Genomic DNA, 23145 nt, shown 5'->3' on the forward strand with positions numbered 1-23145 from the left:
AACTTCCCCTTTTTATTTCTTTATAAATCTCGAAACGATGATTTTAAAGAGTCACTTATCGTTTCGACACCCACGACTTGAATTCCTTCTGGGAAATCCCAACCACCAATATTCGAAGCTGGAATAATTACTCGCTGAAAACCTAACTTCGCTGCTTCTTGTACACGTTGTTCGATACGGGAAACACGACGCACTTCACCTGTTAAGCCAACTTCACCAATAAAACAATCTGTCGGGCGAACTGCCTGGTCTTTAAAACTTGAAACAATACTTGTTAAAACCGCTAAATCAATTGCGGGTTCGTCTAATTTTACACCACCAGCTACTTTAATATACGCATCTTGGGCTTGTAGCATCATGCCCATACGTTTTTCTAACACAGCCATCAGCAATTGCACACGGTTTTGGTCTACACCCGTTGCCATACGCTTTGGGTAATTAAAGCTCGTGGGTGTGACCAGCGATTGAATTTCAACAAGAATCGGACGTGTTCCTTCCATCGAAGCAACAACCGTCGAACCAGGTGCGCCTTGTGAACGTTCCTGTAAAAAAAGCTCAGAAGGATTTAATACTTCCTTCAGTCCGCCCTGTAACATTTCAAAAATCGCAATTTCATTTGTTGATCCGAAACGGTTTTTTTGACTGCGCAAAATACGATGATTATGATGACGTTCTCCTTCGAAATAAAGTACGGTATCAACCATATGTTCTAAAATACGCGGCCCTGCAATTTGCCCTTCCTTCGTCACATGCCCGACTAAGAAAATGGCGATATTTTTTGTTTTCGCAATTCGCATCAATTCCGCCGTACATTCTCTTACTTGCGAAACACTTCCGGGTGCACTTGTCACTTCAGGATGATGCACTGTTTGAATGGAGTCGACAATCACAAACTTCGGCTGAACCTCTTCTATCGTTTGATTTAAAAATTCTAAATTGGTCTCCGAATAAATGTATAGCTCCGGCGACTTAACACCTAGACGCTCTGCACGTAGCTTTGTTTGACGAACAGACTCCTCACCAGAAATATATAATACGCGCTTTCCTTGATTGGAGAGCAATGCCGAAACCTGGAGCAGTAAAGTAGACTTCCCAATCCCTGGGTCTCCCCCAATTAACACTAATGAACCCGGTACAATACCGCCCCCAAGAACGCGGTTAAATTCATTCATTTGTGTTACAATACGCGTTTCTTCTGGTGTGTCTACATTAATGATAGGAATTGCTTTTGTCGTCGTTGAAGAATGCTGAAAAGCTCCTCGTGGTCCCTTTGAAATGACCTCGACTTCTTCATTCATCGTATTCCATTCACCACAACCAGGACAACGCCCCATCCATTTTGCCGCCTCGTAACCGCAGCTATTACACATAAATTTTGATTTTTTCTTTGCCATATATTAAACCTCCGAATGTTTGTTCTTATATTGTACATGAAACCATTCACAGCGCCTATTCTTTTCGCTAAAGTTTCTTTTTGAACAAAAAAACGAGGTAGAAAAATCCTACCCCGCAATTCATTTATAGTGTTATATTTTTGTGAAATTAGTTTGTAGCCACACTACTTTGCTGACTGTGTACCATAAATTCCTCATTTACGTAATCCAACACGATTTTTTGCGTCTTATCAATTTCGCCTTTTAATAGCTCCTCTGATAAGCGGTCCTCTACGTGTTTTTGGATTGCACGACGTAATGGGCGCGCTCCATATTGTGGATCATAGCCTTCCTCGACAATTTTTTGAAGGGCCGCTTCCGTTAGCTCCAATACGATATCCTGCTCTTTCAAACGATTTATTAAAGACTGTGCCATCAGCGTAACGATTTCTTTTAAGTGCTCTTTTTCTAATGAATGGAACACAATCATTTCATCAATACGGTTTAAGAATTCTGGACGGAATGCTTTTTTCAATTCTGCAAGCATCGTCCCTTTCATATCTTTATTTTTCGTTGTTGTATCGCCAACATTAAAGCCAACGTATTTTTGGAATTTAAGGGCATCTGCTCCAACGTTCGATGTCATAATAACCACTGTATTGCGGAAATCTACTGTACGACCTTTCGAATCTGTTAATCGGCCATCTTCCAGTACTTGCAATAAAATATTAAACACATCTGGATGCGCCTTTTCAATTTCATCTAAAAGCACAACAGAATATGGTTTACGACGAACTTTTTCTGTTAATTGACCACCATCATCAAACCCTACATAGCCTGGAGGTGAACCAACTAAGCGAGAAGTTGAGTGTTTTTCCATATACTCAGACATATCGACGCGAATCATCGAATCTTCATCACCGAACATGACCTCTGCTAAAGCGCGTGCTAGCTCTGTTTTACCAACACCTGTTGGACCAAGGAATACAAATGAACCAATCGGACGTTTCGGATCCTTTAACCCCGCTCGAGCACGACGGATTGCACGAGAGATTGCCTCTACTGCCTCACTTTGGCCAACTACACGTTTGTGTAATTCTTCTTCAAGATTCAATAGTTTTGCGGATTCTTCTTGAGCGATTTTTGAAACCGGAATTCCCGTCCACATCGCCACAACTTGCGCAATGTCATCCACATTTACTGTAGACTCTTCTTTCCCTTGTTTCTCTTTCCACTCTTTTTTCATTTGCTCTAATTTCGTTTTTTCCTTTTGTTCTGAGTCACGAAGCGCTGCAGCCTTTTCAAATTCTTGGCTCGATACAGCAGCATTCTTCTCAGACTTGATGCTCTCTAAACTATCTTCTAGCTCTTTTAAATTTGGCGGCACTGTGTAAGAACGTAAACGTACTTTTGAACCAGCCTCATCAATTAAATCGATTGCTTTGTCTGGTAGGAAACGATCTGAAATATAACGGTCTGATAATTTCGCTGCCGCTTCCACTGCTTCATCCGTAATTTTTACACGATGATGCGCTTCATAACGATCACGTAGCCCTTTAATAATTTGGATTGTTTCATCAACAGTCGGTTCATCTACTTTAATTGGTTGGAAGCGGCGTTCAAGTGCTGCATCCTTTTCAATATACTTACGGTACTCATCCAATGTCGTTGCACCAATACATTGCAATTCACCGCGCGCTAATGATGGCTTTAAAATATTCGATGCGTCAATCGCACCTTCTGCACCACCTGCACCAATTAATGTATGCAGCTCATCGATGAATAAAATAATATTACCTGCTTGACGTATTTCATCCATTACCTTCTTCAAACGATCCTCGAATTCACCACGATATTTTGTACCCGCTACAACAGTTCCCATATCTAAAGTCATAACGCGTTTGTCACGTAAAATTTCAGGTACTTCGTTGTTTACGATTTGCTGCGCTAACCCTTCTGCAATCGCTGTTTTACCAACACCTGGCTCACCGATTAATACGGGATTATTTTTCGTACGGCGAGATAAAACTTCAATCACACGAGTAATTTCCTTTGAACGGCCGATAACAGGGTCAAGGGAACCTTCACGTGCTACCACTGTTAAATCACGTGCTAGGCTATCCAATGTTGGTGTATTAACCGTTTGATTCATCGGCGTGCTACTTCCATTAGTTGAATCATTATTCCCTAAAAGTAATAGTACTTGCTGACGTGCCTTATTAATACTAACGCCTGTATTGGCTAATACACGTGCGGCAACGCCTTCTCCTTCACGAATTAACGCTAATAAAATATGTTCTGTCCCTACATAAGCATGACCGAGTTTACGTGATTCATCTAAAGATAATTCAATTACTTTTTTAGCTCGCGGTGTGTAATGAACAATCGGGCCAACTTCTTCTGTTCCTTTTCCTACAAGCTCTTCAATACCCGATTCAATCATTTGTGGGCTAATATTAATCGCCTCTAACGCTTTAGCGGCAATCCCACCACCTTCACGAATAAGGCCAAGTAAAATATGCTCTGTTCCAATTTCTTTATGCTTCCAACGAATTGCCTCTTCTTGAGCAAGTTGTAACACCTTTTGTGCGCGTTGTGTAAATCGATTAAACATCATATAGAATCCTCCCCTTTTTCCCCATTATTAACACTTTCATCTTGTTCACTTAGTTTATCTTGTAACAGCTTCGCACGATACATATCGCGTTCAGCTGGTTGCAACGTAGTACCGACATATTGCTGGATAAATCCCGGCTGAATTAATAACATACACTCATTCAATCGACTTTGAGAAATCGGTTCTAATAGCCCTAAACTCACTCCTAGCCGTACATTGGATAAGCAACTCGCCGCTTCCTCGCTCGTTAAAATTTTGGCATATTTTAAAGTGCCGAGTGACCGACTCAAACGGTCCTCTAATGTCGATGGTGCACGAATAAGTAATGCTTTTCGAGCACTTTTCTCTTTTCGTATCACTTGTTCAACAACATCACGTAACTCCTGCAAAATATCCAATTCAGATTTCCCTAGCGTTATTTGGTTTGAAATTTGGTAAACACTCCCCAAATTTTCACTACCTTCTCCATATATACCCCTTACAACCATTCCTAATCTTGTCATCATTTGAATTAATGCATTCATTTGTTTTGTAACGGTTAGGGCTGGTAAATGTAGCATAACCGAGGCGCGTAAACCTGTACCGACATTTGTTGGGCAGCTCGTTAAATAACCATATCTCTCCTGATAAGCATACGTAATATGTCGACTTAAATAACGGTCTATTTTGCGCGCTTTCTCAAATGCATCCTCAATGTGCATTCCGCAGGCTAAACATTGTATTCGGATATGGTCCTCTTCATTCACCATAATACTGAATGCTTCATCTTCTGTGATAAAAACGGAGCCAATTTTTTTACGTTTCGCTAAATTAGGGCTAATTAAATGTTTTTCAACTAAAATCTGACGTTGCAATTGCGGCATATCCTTTATAGGAAAGTAAGAAAAGTGATACGGGTTTTGTTCAATAGAAAATAACGCGTTCATCACCTGATCTTCTATTCCCTGTGCTTCCTCTTCAGTAAAGCTATTCGGAAATCGTGTCCCAGCAATATTACGAGCAAGTCGAATGCGCGTACTGATGACGATATCCGAACCATCTTCATTTTTCATCCAGCCCGGATTGGCATTCGTTAAAAAGTGCTCGATATTCATAATTGCCCCTCACCTCCCGAATATACTTTGCTCTCAAGCAAGCGTATTTCATCACGAATCTTGGCGGCATCTTCAAAGTATTCCGCCACAATGGCCTGCTGCAATTGTTCTCGTAGTGTTTCAATTTGGTGCTTTATCTTTTCTATTGATATCGTTTGTTCTTTAAAACCAACATGTTTAGTGCCCGCTTGAATGCGTTCAAGCAATTGTGGTAATTGCGCATTAAACGTTTCGTAACAATTTTCACATCCAAACTTACCTTGTTTTAAAAATTGGCGATACGTCAAACCACATGTTGGGCAATTTGTTGTTTTCTTCTCTGTCGCCTGTTTAATTTCTTTCGTAGTCGAAGCTGGTAAGAAATTCATCCAATTGGAAATAAATTGTTGAATTGAAACGGGCTCCTCACTTACCTCAAATTGAAATGGGTGAAATTGTGCGGCACATATTTCGCAATAATACCGTTCAACTTTTTGGTCATTTTGAACTTGTGTAACGGTCACATTGGCAGGTCTTTGCTTACAATGTCCACATATCATCTAACATCCCCCTCACTTCTCAAACGAAATTACTTTTAACATGGCACGCATAATATTCGCCCTTAGTTGATCGCGTAATGGCAACGGTAATTGCAAAGTCTCGCGTTCCATCGCCGCTCTCATAATCATTGCCTCACGCTCGGAAATAATCGCTTCTTCAAGCATTCGGTATATTATGCGATTGGCATTTATTTGCGCAATATCATCACCAATTTGTGTGTCCATTTCATCTAATAAATCTTTCTTGGAGTGAATGGTAACGCGCAAAATTCGAATATAGCCTCCACCTCCACGCTTACTTTCTACTAAGTAACCATGTTCAGCAGTAAATCGTGTATTAATGACGTAGTTAATTTGCGAAGGTACACATTGGAACTTATCGGCAAGTTCACTCCGTTTAATTTCAATATGTCCTTGTCCTTTTAATTCAATAACTTCTTTTAAATACCCTTCAATAATGTCAGATATATTCCTCATGCTGTCTCTCACCTCACAACCCACTGACTTTGACTATCTTTGACTTAAATATACAATAGACAAAAAACGAAATGCAAATCATAGCCCTTGCTTACGGTACAAAAGGAATTTGCTGAAACAAGTTAATTTCTCTCTTTACTTATGGGGTTTTTCTTGAAAAATTATACATTTATTATTTCGTTTGAGCGATATTTGTCCGTTCTATAGTACAAAACCACCATTCCAACAACAGTTGAAATAGTGGTTTATAGAAACGTTATTTGTTAAATCCAACGACCTACAATTGGATAATTCCAGTCCGAATCGGATAACGCTTTGATGATACCGATAACAGGGGCAATCCAGAAAATCGCTAAGAATACTAATAAGAATGGTAGACCGATTAGTATAAATGACAATACTCCCGCAATCGCAATTAAAATACCGAATATAACTTGGAATAATAATGCTTGCATCGAAATTCGTTTCACATCTTCTTCCGTACTTATTAAGAAAAATAGAATCGGGACTAAAAAAGGAGCAAAAAATGCGCTTGCATGAATAATTACTTTTGACCATTTAGATTCCATTTGTAATCAACCTCACTTTGTTTTAAATTATTTGGAACCGCATTAATAGGGTTCGTTATTTCTCCTACGTAGGAGTATTATCTTATTTACGTGCGAAGTTTTAAAAAGATTCATAAATATTAATGATACCTTTAATTATTATCTCCTTTTGAACATAAAAAAACTCGACACATTTAAGTCGAGTTTTTTTATGTATGACGCCATTATTTTGAATCTCGATCTTCGGGATGATCCCCGTCTTGAGGAAACAAGAAATATGAAATCACTGCCGTTAAAAGAGCTGCACCAATAACGATGTATATTCGATTTTGGTCTGGAACTTCTTGATAATTATTCACTAACATAATATTCGCGGCAATCGCAACACCAAGAGATAAAGGTAATACAAATTTTAAACGACTTTTATGAAACTGCATCATACAACGTCCTTTGCTTGGAAATATAAGTTATGTTTTCATCCTATATTTTACATTGTTTAAATTTAAAATACAAATGTCACTTTTTTCACGACAAATAGTAAAATAATACTGATTATCTTACATAAAAAGCGTATTATGTATATAAGACAGAAAATTATGAAACGAGGAAAACAATGGTTAATTGGTTCTCTAAGTCATCTAAAGCTTCAAATCAAACATTTTTTGATTCAGCAAAATATTCTAAGGAAGTTATTTTAGACATTTCCAAATACCCTGAATTAAATAAGCAGCTTCAATTATTAAAATTGACACGTGAAGATTTAGCAGTTCTTAAACAGCTTCAGCCCTATACAAATGACCTCATTCCAGTCATGGTTGAACAATTTTATGAAGCCATTAGTTTAAGCGTAGATTTAGTACAAATTATTAAAAATACTACGCAAATCGAGCGTTTAAAAGTGACATTACATAAACATTTAAAGGATATTTTTAATTGTCGTATTGATTCTGCTTACATCGAGGAACGAAAGATTATTGCGCATGTCCATGTACGAATCGGCTTACAATCCAAATGGTATATCGCCTCATTCCAATCATTGATGACAACATTTATTGATTTTATCCAAACAATCAATATGCCTTCACATGATATGGGACGCGCTATCAATGCCTTCTCTAAAGTAATTAACTTTGAGCAACAACTCGTTATTGAAGCGTACGAGCTTGAAGAACAGCGCATCCGAAATGAAGGGGAGCTCATTAAACAAAAGTTAATTGACCGTATTCAACGTACCGCAACGGAATTAAATAGTATTAGTGATGAAACAAATGCGTCCCTTCAAGAAATTGCAGGACAAACAGAAGACATCACCGGCGTTACAAAGGAAGGACTAAGTTTAGTCGCAGAAACTGAGGATAAATCCACAATCGGGACTGCCCATCTTGCTACCCAAACCGCTCTGATGGCAACTGTATTAGATGGCGTGGATATTTTAGAATCTTCCATGATTAATTTACGTCGTTCATCTCAAAAGATTTCTGAAATTGTTGGCCTTGTTACAGGAATTGCTGATCAAACGAATTTACTTGCCTTAAATGCCTCGATTGAAGCAGCGAGGGCTGGCGAGCATGGGAAAGGTTTTGCGGTTGTCGCAGATGAAGTACGAAAATTGGCGGAAGAAACGAAAAATGCCGTGCAAAATGTTTCGCACCTAATTCATGAAACCGAATCAAATATTGAACAAATGTCAACGTCCGTTACGAGCGTCGATGAGCAAATAAAAATGAGTGTCGAAACACAAAAGAGTTTATCTGATTCCTTTACATCTATTACCGAGGCAGTGTCAGGAATTAGATCAAAATATGAAGAAACGACAGAAGATATCCAATCCATTTCTACTGTTATAACAGGCTTAACGCAAACCACTACACTCGTATCCACTTCATCAGATTCTTTATTACGCATTGTGCATGAATTACACGATTAAAGTAAGTTTTTCAAAATCAAAATCCAGCATTTCGTTTTATAACGACATGCTGGATTTTTACGTCTATCCATTAACCTCTTCTATTTTTAGATAATGCACGTTTCGCTTTTCGATGCTCTTGACGAATCGGGCCTGTATCAAATAAATGTTTTTCAAACTCAGTATTTGGCTCAACAGCTGGGATTTCCCTTGGCTTACCTTGTTCATCAATGGCAACCATCGTTACAAATGATTCTGTCGTTAGTTTTTTAGAGCCATTTTTAATATTTCGAGTAACAACACGGACATACACTTCCATCGATGTACGTCCAGTGCCAGTTACTATTGCCTCCAACTCAATCATATCCCCCGCATACGCAGCAGAAACAAAATCAACCGAGTCAAAAGAAGCCGTCACCACTTCCCCTTGCGCGTGCTTCATCGCTGTAATGGCCGCGATTTCATCGATATAAGCTAATACTTTCCCACCAAAAATAGAATTATGATGATTTGTATCGGGTGGTAATACTAATCGTGTTTGAATTGTACGTGAAAAACTCATTGGTAATACAGCATTCATTGTAAAACATCCTCCTATTCACTTTTCCAGCTTAAGATTTCTCTAGTCAAATCATCCTAAGGGCATTTAAAAATTAAGTTTCATTGTAATGAATTTTAAATCTGTCATTTCTTCCACTGCATATTTAATTCCTTCTCTACCATAGCCACTCATTTTTACGCCTCCATATGGCATGTGGTCTATACGGAACGTTGGAATATCATTAATAATAACCGTACCCGCCTCCAATAAATCTGCGGCTTTCATAGCATCCGTTAAAACATTTGTATAAATAGCAGCATTTAGTCCTAATTGTGATTCATTGATATATCCAATGGCTTCATCCAGTGTTTCATAAGGGACAATCGAAACAATCGGTGCAAATGTTTCCTCACATACAATTTTCATATGGGGCTGTACATTCGTCATAACTGTCGGGGTACATGTACGCGCTGTAAACTCCGCACCTGTTTCGACAACCGCACCCTCATTTTTTGCCTGCTCAATCCACTTTTTAATACGCGCGACTTCATCAGGATGGATCATTGCACTTACATCCGTATTTTCGTGAAGTGGATCACCCACGACAAGCTTTTTCGTCTCTTCCACAAATAACTTCGTAAATTCCTCATAAATCGATTGCTGTACATAAATGCGTTGCAATGAAATACAAACTTGACCAGCAAAACCAAATGCCCCACTCACACAGCGTTTTATTATTTTTTCAAGTGGTGTTGAAGGTTCTACAATTAGGCCAGCATTTGAACCAAGCTCTAGCGTCATTTTGCGTAAGCCGACCTTTTCTTTCAGTTTTAAGCCGACTGCCCCACTCCCTGTAAACGTTACCTTTTTAACGAGAGGGTGGGTCACTAAACAATCACTTAATTCACTTCCGCTTCCTGTAACGATTTGTAACGCACCATCTGGTAATCCGGCTTCATTAAAAATTTCAGCCATAACAAGCGCACTTAATGGCGTTTGTGTAGCAGGTTTTAACACGACTGTATTGCCCACTGCAAAAGCAGGACCTAATTTATGTGCGACCAAGTTAAATGGGAAATTAAATGGCGTAATTGCTGTAACGACACCTAGAGGAATACGCTTTGTATACCCCATTCGATCCGTCGCACCTGGAGCTGCATCCATTGGTATCGTCTCCCCAGTTAATTGCTTCGCGGCTTCAGCAGCAAACTGATAAGTAGCAATTGTTCGTTCAACTTCCGCTAAACCTGTTGCAATTGGTTTGGCAGCTTCCATTGCTAAAATTTCAGCCAGCTCTTGTTTTCGTTCACGCATAATTGCAACAACTTTATATAAAATTTCAGCACGCTCATAGGCTGGGATTTTTTTAAATGACTGAAATACATCATGGGCACCTTCAATTGCACGCGCTACATCTGCTGGCGTCGCTTTTGCCACTTTTGCAATGATTTCTCCTGTATAAGGCGCATTTAAATGGTAGTATTCTTTTGTATGTTCCCAAGCACCATTAATCCATAATTTCGTTTCTTTCAATTTCATCGCTCCTTTATTGCTTCTATTTCTTTAACTTTAAGTTTGTAACTAAAATATGTTTCATCTTTTATCAGTAAAATTGTTCCACGTGAAAATAGAATTAACAAATTTGGAATGTTTCATTTTGCATTGCCTCATGTTCCTAAAAGTTATTATACGCTTAATTGATTGAAGTTAATGGTTTTCTTAACATCAAAAAAGCACGAAAAAGTTGAAGTTGCTACTTTTCCGTGCTCACTATTAACTTTTTAGTTGTTCGAGTTCCGCCTCATTAAATGCTCTGGAGCGTGATAAGAAGCGTTTCCCTTCGACTCCTTCAAGGGAAAACATGCCCCCACGCCCATCCACAACATCAATAATAATTTGCGTATGTTTCCAATAATCATATTGATTTTTGTGCATATAAAATGGACTCTCACCAATATAACCTAATAAAACATCCTGATTGCCGACGATTAAATCACCATCTGGATAACACATTGGCGAGGAACCGTCACAGCAACCACCTGATTGATGGAACATAACTGGACCGTGACGTACTTTCAACTTGTCGATTAACGCCAATGCTGCATCGGTTGCCACAACACGTTCAACCAATTTTGACCCTCCTCTCTTAGAAGAAGCCTAAGCGGTTTTCATCATAGCTTACAAGTAAGTTTTTCGTTTGTTGGTAGTGATTAAGCATCATTTTGTGATTTTCACGTCCGACACCTGACATTTTATAACCGCCAAACGCTGCATGTGCAGGATATGCATGATAACAGTTTGTCCATACACGTCCAGCTTGAATTCCGCGACCGAAGCGATACGCTGTATTCATATCGCGCGTCCACACACCTGAGCCTAAGCCGTATAATGTATCATTCGCAATTTCTAACGCTTCTTCCTTCGTTTTAAATGTCGTTACTGCTACAACAGGTCCGAAAATTTCCTCTTGGAAAATGCGCATTTTATTATGACCTTTAAATACAGTTGGTTTAATATAGTAACCTTCTGCATAGTCACCATCAAGCTCATTTCTTTCACCGCCGATTAAACACTCAGCGCCTTCTTCTTTACCAATTTGTAAATAAGATAGAATTTTTTCCATTTGCTCAGATGAAGCTTGCGCACCCATCATTGTGTTTGGATCTAGCGGGTTCCCTGTTTGAATCGCTTCAACACGCTTTAAAACGCGCTCCATAAATTTCTCATAAATCGACTCTTGAATAAGCGCACGAGATGGGCATGTACATACTTCTCCCTGATTAAGCGCAAATAATACAAAGCCTTCTACTGCCTTATCTAAAAATGCATCGTCTGCATCCATAATATCTTCAAAGAATATATTTGGTGACTTCCCACCAAGCTCTAGCGTCACAGGAATTAAATTTTGTGATGCGTATTGCATAATTAAGCGTCCCGTCGTCGTTTCACCTGTAAAGGCAATTTTACCGATACGCGGGCTTGATGCTAACGGCTTTCCTGCTTCTAAGCCAAAACCATTCACAATATTTAATACACCTGGAGGTAATAAATCTCCAATTAATTCAGCTAATACTAAAATAGAAGCCGGTGTTTGCTCAGCTGGCTTAAGAACAACACAGTTCCCAGCAGCAAGGGCCGGTGCTAGTTTCCATACCGCCATTAACAACGGGAAGTTCCAAGGAATGATTTGACCGACTACACCAATTGGTTCATGAAAATGATACGCAACTGTATTTTCATCGATTTGGCTAAGTGAACCATCTTGTGCTCTTAATGCACCAGCAAAATAACGGAAATGATCAACCGCAAGTGGTAAATCCGCATTTAATGTTTCACGCACTGCTTTACCATTGTCCCACGTTTCTGCAACAGCTAACATTTCTAAATTTTGTTCGATTCGATCCGCAATTTTAAGTAAAATATTGCTTCGCTCCGTAGCTGATGTTGCGCCCCAAGCGTCCTTAGCTGCATGAGCGGCATCTAATGCTAATTCAATATCCGCTTCTGTTGAACGTGCAATTTTTGTGAATACTTTACCTGTTACTGGTGTAATATTGTCAAAATACTCCCCATTTGTTGGTGCTACCCACTCACCATTAATAAAGTTGTCATAACTTTCCTTAAAATGTACAAGCGCACCTTCCGTATTTGGATTTGCATAAACGTTTGAAATTACATTAACCTCTGTCATTGAAAATTCTCCCCTTTGCAATAATATTTTGAGCAATACCTTCTGAATTATATAGAGACCGTCATTCACTTAAAAAAGCAAACTCTATAAAAAAGATATCTTCAATTACTATATTGTCAGAAAACTAGGAAGATTTCAATTTTAAACTTTGCTTTTTCGAAAAATGTTTTTTCTCATCTTTTATTACATCGTTTATCTACATTGAGCAGGAAATCCCTAACTCAATAAGTAGTGAGGGAAATGCAATATTCATCCTCTTTAATCGATGTTCAAACACGTTATGAACGCCGAAACTCTTACTAACATCCTTAATTAATTTCATTCAAAATTTGGACAAAAATTAGCCAAGGCAAAATTGATTCACTCACACAAAGCACAAACGAGGCGAATTTATGCGGCATGTATTGTATACTGAATGTATTCTAATAGTAGGTGAAAATTATGCGAATCAATAAATTTTTAGCAGAAACCGGCATCGTGTCACGTCGCGGTGCAGATAAGTGGATTGAAGAAGGACGTATTACAATTAATGGCGAACTTGCAACAATCGGCAGTCAAATTGAAGACGGCGATGATGTTCGCGTAGACGGGAAACCGGTCAAAAAAGAGGAGCAACTCGTTTATATTGTGCTGAACAAACCTGTTGGCATAACAAGTACAACGGAAAAGCATATCCAAGGGAATGTTGTCGATTTTGTGAATCACCCACTGCGCGTTTTTCATATCGGTCGCTTGGACAAAGATTCAGAGGGGTTATTATTACTTACAAATGATGGGGATGTTGTCAACGAGGTTCTTCGTGCAGAAAACCATCATGAAAAAGAATATGTTGTCCAAGTGGATCAGCCTATTACTGAAGACTTCCTTTATGAAATGAGTGCTGGTGTTGAAATTTTAGATACAAAAACTTTGCCCTGTCGTGTAGAAAAAGTCTCATCACATGTATTCAAAATTATTTTAGAGCAAGGGTTAAACCGTCAAATTCGCCGTATGTGTTCTACACTTGGCTATTCTGTAAGACGACTGCAACGTATACGCATCATGAATATTCAAATAGGTAATTTAAAAGTTGGACAATGGCGTGATTTAACGGATAAAGAAAGAGAAGAACTATTTACATTGCTAAACTATACACCAAGACAATAAGTGATTTTGAATATTAAAAAGCCAAAACGCGATTCATCCACGTTTTGGTTTTTTACTTTAGTATAACCCTATTTTATAAACCACCTAAATAAGCTGCTCTCACTTCATCACTTTCCTGTAGCTCTTTTGCTGTTCCTGAAAGAACAATTTTCCCTGTTTCCAATACGTAGGCACGGTGTGCAACCGATAATGCCATATTCGCATTTTGCTCGACAAGTAACACGGTCGTCCCTTCCTTGTTCACCATCTCAATAATATTAAAAATATTTTTCACCATAAGTGGTGCCAGACCCATTGACGGCTCATCCATAATGATTAACTTTGGCTTGGCCATCAGTGCGCGTCCCATCGCTACCATTTGCTGCTCACCACCAGATAATGTCCCGGATAGCTGCTTACGACGCTCCAGTAAACGAGGGAATAACTCGTAAACATGCGCCATATCTTTTTTAATGCCGTCACGATCATTTCGTAAATAAGCACCAAGCTCCAAGTTTTCCTCTACTGTCATATTCGCAAATACACGACGACCTTCTGGCACATGCGAAATTCCTGCTTTCACAATAGATTGTGCTGCCTTACCATCAATCGCTGAACCTAAATATTCAATCGACCCGCGCTTTGGCTTTAATAATCCAGAAATCGTTTTGAGTAATGTACTTTTCCCCGCACCATTCGCACCAATTAACGTGACAATTTCACCTTCATTTACTTCGAGGGAGATTCCTTTTAACGCTTGAATATTGCCATAATACACATCGATGTCATTCACTTTTAGCATGTTATTCTGTAACCTCCTCACCAAGATAAGCTTCAATTACCTTTGGATTTGAACGAATTTCAGCTGGTGTTCCATCCGCAATTAATTGCCCATGGTCTAACACATAAATCCGCTCACAAATCCCCATTACTAAGTTCATATCATGTTCAATCAGTAAAATTGTTAAGTTAAATTCCTTACGCACAAAGGAAATGAGTTCCATTAAATCATGCGTTTCTTGGGGGTTCATCCCTGCTGCTGGCTCATCTAGTAACAGCAGTTTTGGTCCTGCTGCAAGCGCACGGGCAATTTCTAAACGGCGCTGCATCCCGTACGGTAAGTTTTTAGCAAGCTCGTCACGGAAACCTTCTAGACCAAATATTTTTAAAAAAGCTAATGATTCCTCTTCCATTTTAACCTCACCTGAAAAATGGCTTGGCAGGCGAAAAATACTTGATAACACATTATGCTTTGCGAGTCCGTGGTTCGCTACTTTTACGTTATCTAACACGGATAACTCCTTAAACAGACGAATATTTTGGAATGTCCGGCTAATCCCTTGTCTTGTTACTTTATAAGGGTCTAATCCACCAATCGATTTCCCGTCAAAAAGCACTTTTCCTTCTGTCGGGGCATAAACACCTGTCAGCATGTTGAATGTTGTCGTTTTCCCAGCACCGTTCGGACCAATCAAACCAATTAGCTCTCCTTGATTCATTTGCAAATTGACATTTTGTACAGCCTTTAATCCACCAAATTGAATGCCTAAGTTTTCTACTTTAAGAAGTGCGCTCATATACGTGTTCCTCCTTTTTTACCAAACTTAAAGAGGTCCGTAATTTCTTTCGTTCCCATTAATCCTTTTGGACGGTAAAGCATAACTAAAATTAAAACTAATGAATAAATAATCATGCGCGTCTCTGGGAACCCTTGTAAGTAAGTCGAAATGGCTGTTAAGAAAATCGCTGCAATGACTGAACCGGATAAACTACCTAACCCACCTAATACGACGAAAATTAAAATATCAAATGATTTTAAGAAACCAAAAGCAGTTGGCTGAATAATGTAGAAGTTATGTGCATAAATAGCACCTGCAACGCCTGCAAAGAAAGAACCAATCGCAAAGGCAATGACTTTATAGTATGTTGTGTTAATCCCCATGGCATCAGCCGCGATTTCATCTTCACGTACCGCTATACAAGCGCGTCCATGACGGGATTTCGTAAAGTTGGAAATGACTAATATCGTAATAAATACACCAAAGAATGCATACGTCCAAGTCGATTGATGCGTCACTTGCATTCCAGCTGCTCCACCGACATAATCAATATTTAAAAAGACAATACGAATAATTTCAGCAAATCCTAACGTCGCAATTGCTAAATAGTCCCCTTTTAAACGTAAGGACGGGATCCCGACTAAAAGACCCGCAAGCGCTGCAACAACAGCACCTATTAAAATAGCTGTCACGAACGGCATCCCTAATTTCATTGTACATATTGCAGAAATATAAGCACCGACAGCTAAGAACCCTGCATGACCAATTGAGAACTGGCCTGTTATTCCAATTACAACATGTAAACTAACAGCTAACATAATATTAATACACATCGTAATTAACATGTTTTGGCTAGCATAACTCACCATATTACCGCTAATTAAAAATTGAACGACTGCATAGATTACTAGCGCTAGTGCAAGATAACTCCAAAAAACTTTTGATTTTTTCATACGCTATCCACCTACACTTTCTCTCGAGCATTTTTACCGAAAATACCCGATGGTCGTATAATTAAAATAAGAATTAAAATAACAAATGCGGCTGCATCGCGCCATAATGAGTAGCCTAATGCGGATACGATTGTTTCTACGACACCTAATACTAAACCGCCGACCATTGCACCTGGAATAATGCCAATTCCACCAAGTACAGCGGCAATGAACGCTTTAATCCCTGGTAATACGCCCATCAACGGGTCAATACGTGTGTAATAAATACCAAAAATGACGCCTGCCGCACCTGCTAATGCAGAACCAATTGCAAATGTTGCAGAAATGGTATTATCAACGTTAATACCCATTAATTTTGCTGCATCTGCATCATGAGATACCGCACGCATTGCTTTCCCGATTTTTGTTTTGTGAACGATAAATTGTAATAAAACCATTAAGAAAATAGATACAGATAAAATTAAAATAGATTGCGTACTAATTTTTACTCCTAAAATTTCAAAATTACTCGTTTCAAAAACAGTCGGATACGCAGCTGGTGATGCTCCTCTAAAGAAGATAACCGTATATTCGATAAGTAATGAAACCCCGATTGCTGTAATTAACGCTGCTATTCGCGTTGCATTTCTTAATCGCTTATACGCAACACGTTCTATAATAACGCCAATAATTGCACATAAAGCCATTGCTAAAATTAAGGCTAAAAAGACGTTCATTTCCCAACGTGCAATGGCAAAAAAGCCAATAAAGGCACCTAGCATAAATACGTCACCGTGTGCGAAGTTGATTAATTTAATAATCCCGTATACCATCGTATAGCCTAGTGCAATAAGCGCGTAGATACTACCGAGTGAAATACCATTAACAAGTTGTTGGATCCATTCCATAAATTTCACTCCTTTGTGTATGATGAAATATGACACTATAATAAAAAGGGAGGGCTAGTTCGCCCTCCCTTACTTGTACAGAATTAAGGATTAACTTTAGAGTTGAACTGTTGTTTGCCATCTACGAATTCCAGAACTGTAGCAGATTTTACTGGATTATGGAATTCATCTACTGTGAAGGTACCGGTAATTAAGCTTAAATCTTTCGTTGCAGCAAGTTGTTTTTGAATGGCTTCACCTGTAATATCTCCATCTACACGTTTAATGGCATCAACAATGAAATAAATTGAATCATAGCCTAGAGCGTGGAATGCATTTGGTGCTTCTTTATATTTTCCTTTGAATGCTTCAACGAATTTTTGAATGCTCGCATCAGGATCTTCAGAAGAATAATGATTTGTAATGTATGTGTTATTTAATGCTTTGGCACCTGCTAAATCAATTAACGTTGGTGAATCCCAACCATCTGCCCCCATTAATGGAACATCAATGCCAAGATCACGCGCTTGCTTAACAATTAAGCCAACCTCTTCGTAATAACCTGGAATGAACACGAAGTCGGGGTTTTTCCCTTTAATATTTGTTAATGTTGATTTGAAATCAACATCCTTTGCAACATATGCCTCTTCAGCAACGACTGTACCGCCATTTGCTAACACCGTTTCTTTAAATGAAGCAGCTAAGCCTTTTGCGTAATCCGATGCATTATCCGCATAAATTGCTACATTTTTCGCCCCTAAATCTTTCGTTGCAAAGTTTGCCGCTACTGTCCCTTGGAACGGATCGATGAAGCATGTACGGAACGCAAATTCATTTACCGAACCGTTGTCATTTACCGTTACATTTGGTGCAGTACCTGATCCTGTTACAATTGGAACCTTATATTTATTCGCAATTTCAACTGTCGCTAAAGCGTTACCCGAAGTAGCTGGTGCAAGCATTGCTACTACTTGTTCCTTTTCAGCTAAACGAATTGCGGCTGTCGTTGCTTCAGAGTTCTCTGATTTATTATCAACTGTAATTAATTCAAGTTGCTTACCATCAATACCGCCCGCTGCATTGATTTCTTCGATGGCAAGTTTGGCACCATCACCAATTGAAGAACCATAAGATGCTACACCACCTGATAGTTCTAAGTTTGCACCGATTTTAATAACATCACCTGATGCAGAATTACCGCTCCCACCTGAAGAACTCGTATCCTCATCCGTATTACATCCAGCTAGAGCACCTGTTAGTAAAGCAGTTGCCATAAATAGAGAGCCGTACTTTTTCATTTTGTTTTTCTGTGTCATTAAAATTCCCCCCGAATACTAGAGTTGTTAGATATTTCAGATAATTATACCTAATACTTACCATCTTAACAATCTATTTTTTAAATTTTCTGAACAAAAGAATCGTGACCTTTGACATCCATTTATTCTAACTTCTGTATTGTAATCGAAACTTTATTTTTAGTCTAGTGTGATTTTTCTGTATATTTAGTATTTTCTAACTAAAACTATTGTACTCTTACTATTCTTGCAGACTCCTTCATATATGACGGGCATTCATTTACGAAATTCGAAATACAATAATTCGTTCATTTTCATTTTTTTCATCCGCTAATTTAACTTCTACAAGGCAATTTAAGGCTAATTCTTGCTGCAAATAGAGCATGTATTCTGGAGCAGGATAATACAAAATAATATCAATCACTCGCTTTTTCCGTTCCAATGAATCCAAAATATGATTCATCACCTGCCGAAAAACATGAATCGAGAATGGATTAAAGAAAAAAAATACATTATCTTTATCAGCTATTTTATAAGTTTCTGCTAGTTGATTAATAAATTGAATCGATGCACCATTCTTTTTATTTTTCTTTAAATATTGCTCGCAGTTATGCTCGGCCTCTACAAAAAACTTTTGATCCATTTCAATTCCGACTACTGGTATTTGAAATTGGTCGTGCACGTAAATAGGTACACGTCCTTTTCCGCAGCCGATATCAACAAGACATGCATTTTCAGGTAATATGTAATGCTCAAATAATTGGTCCAATCCGCTATAAGGTGTTGGCTCATAGCGGTGGTACTGTGCTAATTTTGGAAAACCATACTGAAAGCCCGATGTATTAATATTTAATTGTTTTTCATATTGCTGCTCATTCATTTAACCAATCCTATTCTTTCGCCGTTTTTTTCTCATGTTCAAGCAGCCATTCTTTTCGCCATAGACCGCCTCCATAACCTGTTAGTTTACCATTCGCACCAATAATACGATGACATGGCACAATGATACTTATGGGATTTTTTCCATTCGTTGTTCCTACTGCACGTACAGCCTTTTCATTGCCTACTTTAATTGCAATATCTTTATAAGATTCGGTTTTGGCAAAAGGTACTGTCGTTAAAGCCTTCCAAACATTTTCCTGAAAGTCTGTGCCATTCATTTCATATAGAACGTTGAATTCCGTACGCTCACCGTTAAAATATTGTATTAGTTGATCATAGCAATCCTTTAATACAGCTGGTGTTTCACCCGTTTGTTCATAAATTGCTTGCTCTCGTTCGGCAAAAATTACCGATGTAATCGCGTTCTCTGTGCTCGTAATTTCAACTATGCCAAGTGGTGATGGAAAATCTAATTTGTACATATCTTTTCCTCCGTTTAAATACGTCTTATTTTAAGTATTTTACTAAATTTCAGTTCATTAATATACTGATTGTGCATTAGTGTGCTATACGATTCCTTCTTCAATACAAAAAAAGAACCTTTAATCTTATGTATGATTAAAGGTCCTCTCTATTTTATAACGAATTAGTTCTTGTGTAAGCCTAATGTTTCAGCTGTTGAAGCGTGAACTTGTTTAATCAGTTCTGGATTTTCAGCAAGTTTCTTACCATATGAAGGAATCATTTCTTTAAGCTTTGGTTCCCACTTCTTCATTTCCTCTGGGAAACATTGTTTGATTACCTTTATCATAACCGAAACTGCTGTTGAAGCACCCGGAGATGCACCAAGTAATGCTGCGATTGAGCCATCTTGTGCACTTACAACTTCTGTACCGAATTGTAATGTACCTTTACCAGCGTCTGTATCTTTAATTACTTGTACACGTTGACCAGCTACGATTACTTCCCAATCTTCACTCTTCGCTCCTGGAACGAAACTACGTAATTCTTCAACACGTTTTTCTTTTGATAATAATACTTGACCGATTAAATAGCTTGTTAAGTCCATATTTTTCGCACCGCAAGCTAATAATGTAACTAGGTTATGTGGCTTTACAGTTGCGATTAAATCCATGTTTGAACCTGTTTTTAAGAATTTAGGTGAGAATCCTGCAAATGGGCCAAATAATAATGACTTTTTACCATCGATATAACGTGTATCTAAGTGAGGTACTGACATTGGTGGTGCACCAACTGCCGCTTTACCATACACTTTTGCGTGATGTTGTTCAACGATTTCTTGATTGTTACATACTAAGAATAGACCACTAATAGGGAATCCACCGATATGCTTACTTTCAGGAATACCTGTTTTTTGTAGTAACTCTAAGCTACCACCACCAGCACCTAAGAATATAAACTTAGCTGAATGATACTCCATTTTATGCGTCTCTTTGTCATGTACTTTCACTTCCCAAGAACCGTCTGGCAAGCGTTTTATACCTTTAACGCTATGGTTATAATTCACATCTGCATCTTGGCTTTGTAAATTCGTGATTAACATACGCGTTAATGCACCGAAGTTTACATCCGTACCTGAATCGATTTTTGTAGCTGCAATCGGTTCGCTTGATTTACGATCGTTCATAATTAATGGAATCCATTGTTTTAATGTCGCTGCATCCTCTGAGTATTCCATTCCTTTAAATAGAGGGTTTGCAATCATTGTTTCATGACGCTTTTTTAAATACTCAACATTTTTTTCCCCTTGAACCATACTCATATGAGGTATTGGCATAATGAAATCTTGAGGATTTTTAATTTGTTCATTTTTCACAAGATGTGACCAAAATTGTAGTGAATCTTGGAATTGTTCATTTACTGCAATTGCTTTTGTAATATCAATAGAGCCATCTGACTTTTCACTTGTATAGTTAAGCTCACATAATGCAGCATGTCCTGTACCTGCATTGTTTAATTCGTGAGAGCTTTCCTCTCCTGCTTTACCTAACTGCTCAAATACTGTGATTTTCCATTCGGGTGCTAATTCTTTAAGCATTGTACCTAAAGTCGCACTCATAATACCGGCACCAATTAAAATAACGTCTGATTTAATATGCTTGTTACTCATATTTACCTTCCCTTATATATATATTACGATTTGCAGAAATAATGTAAGCGCTCACTTTAATGTTCGACTAAAAAAATAATTGCGCCTATTTTTTTCTGTATCATTTTTTAACTCATTGTAGTGTAACACAATTGTTAAAAGATTAAAATATATTCAGGTTGGCTTAGTACTAAGCTATTGAAAAGCTTACTAATTTCAAGAAATCTCTAGCAATTGTGAGCATTTTTTGTATTGGAAGAATACATGGAATTTATTTTCCGTTAAAAGTAAAAAACGGATTCGTTATAGCTTCTATTTTTTTCTATATCGATTTTCCTATATATTTTGAAAATCCTGCATAGCGATTATTCTTTTTCGCACGCTTCACAATCCATTTTAAAAATCCTGCGTTGTAGCCAAAACGGAATACCTACAATTAGCGTATTTTGCATCGATAATATTAACGCCGTATGTGCTATTTCCTTTGGGTTTCCCTTTTTATCGACTAATCCATTATCAATTAAGCCATAGTGAATTCGAACTGATTGCTCAAATTGACTGGGCGGTGTTAGACGCACACGAAAAACAACTGGTTCATCGTGATTATTTGTAAATGTATGCGGCGTTTTAAGGGCTGCTATACGACGATCGCCTGGCATTAAAACATGCTGCTCTTTCCCTAACGTAACTGTTAATCTACCTGAAATGACTTCAAACTCTTCTTCAAACTCATCATGTATATGTAGAGGTGGTCCGTCTCCTTGAGGTGGTAATGACACTTCAATATACAAGTAACGACCATTTGTTTCTTCTGCCGTTTCTAAAAATGTAATTTGTTCACCTGTCACTTTATTTTTTACTGTACGTTGCATATTTCCTCTCCCTTTTCCAAATAACTTTTATATTACTATTTGGTATATACGAAATAAAGATGATTACAAGGGCATTCAACATCTTTCTAACCTAAAAAAATCTGTACAGGCATTTGATTTCACCTGTACAGATTTTCAGAACATCCTTTAAGCCGAGGAAGAAGCCGCTTGGTCCGCTTTCACACAATCAATGGCCACAACAATCGCAATAATTATAGTCTCCATCTCATCATTTAAAATATCGACCTTATAGCTATCACCCCATGTGAACCATTCCTTGCTCACCTTGCCAATAACTTCTCCATGCTGCAGCACTTGAAAATTCATGTCCCACCAGTTCCCATTAATTTCGATGCCTGCTGCTTCAATCGTATAGCGTGCCTTGAAAAGTGAAAATTCCTTTTGGATTGTCAGCACTTCTCGACCATTTACCTCAACAAAAAACTTTGGTAAGAAGCTAAATACTTTTTTCGTAATGAGCGCGACTTCATCTCTCGTTGCATTGAAAATCGAAAACGTTTTTGGAATTTGCATGAAGCTGCCTTCCACGTAATATCGGTCATTTTCCTGCTGATCCTTTACCGTAAACTTACCACCAAGACTGAACACCTTTTGTTTAATATAAAGTTGCTTCATAAAATACGCCCCCTTCAATTTAACAAAACCGTCGTGCTTTACTTTCCCTTTATACAATTAC

At 38.2% G+C, this 23145-nt stretch carries 23 protein-coding genes; 2 read left to right on the forward strand and 21 right to left on the reverse strand.

Annotated features, from left to right (window positions below; genetic code table 11):
- Window positions 1-20 precede the first annotated feature (20 nt).
- The 7 genes from radA to ACQKIH_RS10655 form a co-directional block, all read right to left on the reverse strand.
- Window positions 21-1394: a DNA repair protein RadA gene (gene radA, locus ACQKIH_RS10625; RefSeq protein WP_057986364.1), complete on the reverse strand. Its 1374-nt coding sequence runs from the start codon at window positions 1392-1394 to the stop codon at window positions 21-23.
- Between the two features lie 148 nt (window positions 1395-1542).
- Window positions 1543-3990: an ATP-dependent Clp protease ATP-binding subunit gene (locus ACQKIH_RS10630; protein ID WP_057986366.1), complete on the reverse strand. Its 2448-nt coding sequence runs from the start codon at window positions 3988-3990 to the stop codon at window positions 1543-1545.
- Window positions 3987-5084, reverse strand: a complete 1098-nt coding sequence (mcsB, locus tag ACQKIH_RS10635) for a protein-arginine kinase McsB (RefSeq protein WP_057986369.1) — start codon at window positions 5082-5084, stop codon at window positions 3987-3989. Before mcsB ends, ACQKIH_RS10630 begins: the two co-directional genes overlap by 4 nt.
- A complete protein-coding gene (locus ACQKIH_RS10640; RefSeq protein WP_057986372.1) occupies window positions 5081-5623 on the reverse strand; it encodes a UvrB/UvrC motif-containing protein in 543 nt (180 codons plus the stop codon). Before ACQKIH_RS10640 ends, mcsB begins: the two co-directional genes overlap by 4 nt.
- 12 nt (window positions 5624-5635) lie before the next feature.
- On the reverse strand, window positions 5636-6100 hold the full coding sequence (locus ACQKIH_RS10645; protein WP_057986374.1) for a CtsR family transcriptional regulator: 465 nt from the start codon (window positions 6098-6100) through the stop codon (window positions 5636-5638).
- A 263-nt stretch (window positions 6101-6363) separates the two neighbouring features.
- A complete protein-coding gene (locus tag ACQKIH_RS10650; protein WP_057986376.1) occupies window positions 6364-6669 on the reverse strand; it encodes a magnetosome magnetite crystal formation protein family in 306 nt (101 codons plus the stop codon).
- A 203-nt stretch (window positions 6670-6872) separates the two neighbouring features.
- Complete coding sequence (locus ACQKIH_RS10655; RefSeq protein ID WP_057986378.1) at window positions 6873-7085, reverse strand: hypothetical protein; 213 nt, start codon at window positions 7083-7085, stop codon at window positions 6873-6875.
- A 176-nt stretch (window positions 7086-7261) separates the two neighbouring features.
- On the opposite strand from ACQKIH_RS10655, the gene ACQKIH_RS10660 reads away from it, so the two are divergent.
- Complete coding sequence (locus ACQKIH_RS10660; protein ID WP_427765789.1) at window positions 7262-8575, forward strand: protoglobin domain-containing protein; 1314 nt, start codon at window positions 7262-7264, stop codon at window positions 8573-8575.
- Window positions 8576-8645: 70 nt separating this feature from the next.
- Here the strand turns inward: ACQKIH_RS10660 and ACQKIH_RS10665 are convergent, their stop codons facing one another.
- The 4 genes from ACQKIH_RS10665 to adh all read right to left on the reverse strand — a co-directional run bounded on the left by ACQKIH_RS10665 (window position 8646) and on the right by adh (window position 12786).
- Complete coding sequence (locus tag ACQKIH_RS10665; protein ID WP_057986383.1) at window positions 8646-9134, reverse strand: acyl-CoA thioesterase; 489 nt, start codon at window positions 9132-9134, stop codon at window positions 8646-8648.
- Between the two features lie 66 nt (window positions 9135-9200).
- Complete coding sequence (locus ACQKIH_RS10670; protein ID WP_427765794.1) at window positions 9201-10628, reverse strand: aldehyde dehydrogenase family protein; 1428 nt, start codon at window positions 10626-10628, stop codon at window positions 9201-9203.
- A 240-nt stretch (window positions 10629-10868) separates the two neighbouring features.
- Window positions 10869-11225, reverse strand: coding sequence for a DUF779 domain-containing protein (locus ACQKIH_RS10675; RefSeq protein ID WP_427765797.1), 357 nt, complete (start codon window positions 11223-11225; stop codon window positions 10869-10871).
- 16 nt (window positions 11226-11241) lie between these two features.
- Window positions 11242-12786 (reverse strand): aldehyde dehydrogenase, encoded by a 1545-nt coding sequence (gene adh, locus ACQKIH_RS10680; protein WP_057986389.1) that lies wholly within the window; start codon window positions 12784-12786, stop codon window positions 11242-11244.
- A gap of 441 nt (window positions 12787-13227) precedes the next feature.
- On the opposite strand from adh, the gene rluF reads away from it, so the two are divergent.
- The gene (gene rluF / locus ACQKIH_RS10685) at window positions 13228-13932 is read left to right on the forward strand and encodes a 23S rRNA pseudouridine(2604) synthase RluF (protein ID WP_427765799.1); all 705 of its coding nucleotides are present in this window, start codon (window positions 13228-13230) and stop codon (window positions 13930-13932) included.
- Window positions 13933-14005: 73 nt separating this feature from the next.
- On the opposite strand, the gene ACQKIH_RS10690 is transcribed toward rluF, so the two are convergent.
- The 10 genes from ACQKIH_RS10690 to ACQKIH_RS10735 all read right to left on the reverse strand — a co-directional run bounded on the left by ACQKIH_RS10690 (window position 14006) and on the right by ACQKIH_RS10735 (window position 23084).
- Window positions 14006-14713 (reverse strand): ABC transporter ATP-binding protein, encoded by a 708-nt coding sequence (locus tag ACQKIH_RS10690; protein WP_057986393.1) that lies wholly within the window; start codon window positions 14711-14713, stop codon window positions 14006-14008.
- 1 nt (window position 14714) lies between these two features.
- The gene (locus ACQKIH_RS10695) at window positions 14715-15488 is read right to left on the reverse strand and encodes an ABC transporter ATP-binding protein (protein WP_057986396.1); all 774 of its coding nucleotides are present in this window, start codon (window positions 15486-15488) and stop codon (window positions 14715-14717) included.
- Window positions 15485-16423 carry a branched-chain amino acid ABC transporter permease gene (locus tag ACQKIH_RS10700; protein ID WP_057986398.1) on the reverse strand — a complete coding sequence of 313 codons (939 nt, stop codon included), beginning with the start codon at window positions 16421-16423 and terminating at the stop codon, window positions 15485-15487. The genes ACQKIH_RS10695 and ACQKIH_RS10700 overlap by 4 nt, the downstream gene beginning before the upstream one ends.
- An 11-nt stretch (window positions 16424-16434) precedes the next feature.
- A complete protein-coding gene (locus tag ACQKIH_RS10705) occupies window positions 16435-17310 on the reverse strand; it encodes a branched-chain amino acid ABC transporter permease (RefSeq protein ID WP_057986400.1) in 876 nt (291 codons plus the stop codon).
- An 83-nt stretch (window positions 17311-17393) separates the two neighbouring features.
- Complete coding sequence (locus tag ACQKIH_RS10710) at window positions 17394-18605, reverse strand: ABC transporter substrate-binding protein (RefSeq protein WP_057986402.1); 1212 nt, start codon at window positions 18603-18605, stop codon at window positions 17394-17396.
- 259 nt (window positions 18606-18864) lie between these two features.
- Window positions 18865-19464 (reverse strand): class I SAM-dependent methyltransferase, encoded by a 600-nt coding sequence (locus ACQKIH_RS10715; RefSeq protein ID WP_427765804.1) that lies wholly within the window; start codon window positions 19462-19464, stop codon window positions 18865-18867.
- A 10-nt stretch (window positions 19465-19474) separates the two neighbouring features.
- Window positions 19475-19948 (reverse strand): methylated-DNA--[protein]-cysteine S-methyltransferase, encoded by a 474-nt coding sequence (locus tag ACQKIH_RS10720; RefSeq protein ID WP_427765806.1) that lies wholly within the window; start codon window positions 19946-19948, stop codon window positions 19475-19477.
- A 164-nt stretch (window positions 19949-20112) separates the two neighbouring features.
- Window positions 20113-21597, reverse strand: a complete 1485-nt coding sequence (locus ACQKIH_RS10725) for a malate:quinone oxidoreductase (protein ID WP_057986407.1) — start codon at window positions 21595-21597, stop codon at window positions 20113-20115.
- 344 nt (window positions 21598-21941) lie between these two features.
- On the reverse strand, window positions 21942-22448 hold the full coding sequence (locus ACQKIH_RS10730; RefSeq protein WP_427765809.1) for a cupin domain-containing protein: 507 nt from the start codon (window positions 22446-22448) through the stop codon (window positions 21942-21944).
- A gap of 147 nt (window positions 22449-22595) precedes the next feature.
- The gene (locus tag ACQKIH_RS10735) at window positions 22596-23084 is read right to left on the reverse strand and encodes an LURP-one-related/scramblase family protein (protein ID WP_057986411.1); all 489 of its coding nucleotides are present in this window, start codon (window positions 23082-23084) and stop codon (window positions 22596-22598) included.
- Window positions 23085-23145 lie beyond the last annotated feature (61 nt).

It is taken from the genome of Solibacillus cecembensis (assembly GCF_050272495.1).
Lineage (GTDB): Bacteria > Bacillota > Bacilli > Bacillales_A > Planococcaceae > Solibacillus > Solibacillus cecembensis.